Genomic DNA, 526 nt, shown 5'->3' with positions numbered 1-526 from the left:
CTGTGCCGGTGGTGACGTTGGTGGGGTTGTTCGATGCTCGGGTTGCGGTTGCTGCCGGCAGTGTGGCTTTGGTGTGTGGCGATGTTGAGTTGTCGTATGGTGAGCTTGATCGGCGGGCTAATCGGCTGGCTCGTTATTTGATTGCTTGTGGTGTGGGGCCCGAGGCTGTTGTCGGGATTGTCATGGATCGTTCTGTTGAGTTGGTGATCGCGCTTTATGCTGTTCTGAAGGCTGGTGGCGCGTATGTTCCGATTGATCCTCGCTATCCCAGTGATCGGGTGTGCGCGATCTTGGCCACCGCGCGTCCGGTGTGTGTGCTCGCCAGTGCTGCGACGTCGGCTACCGTCACGATTACGTCGGTGTGTCCGGTTGTGGTTCTTGATGGACTCGACCTGGCCGGCTTCTCCGATGTTCCGGTGACCGATGGTGATCGTGTCGCTGTGCTGCGTCCTGGTAATCCTGCCTATGTCATCTACACCTCTGGTTCCACCGGAACGCCTAAGGGCGTGATCATCACCCACCAGGC

Annotated in this window: 1 protein-coding gene; it reads left to right on the top strand. The window is 58.7% G+C overall.

The annotated features are described in order from the left end of the window. Nucleotides 1-20 precede the first annotated feature (20 nt). A partial coding sequence (locus ACT89H_RS29470) for an AMP-binding protein (RefSeq protein WP_445111937.1) occupies nt 21-526 on the top strand: 506 nt, incomplete at its 3' end.

The sequence above is a fragment of the Nocardia aegles genome, assembly GCF_052545135.1.
The sequence above is the reverse complement of the archived record's forward strand: the minus strand, read 5'-3'. Positions and strand labels throughout refer to the sequence as shown.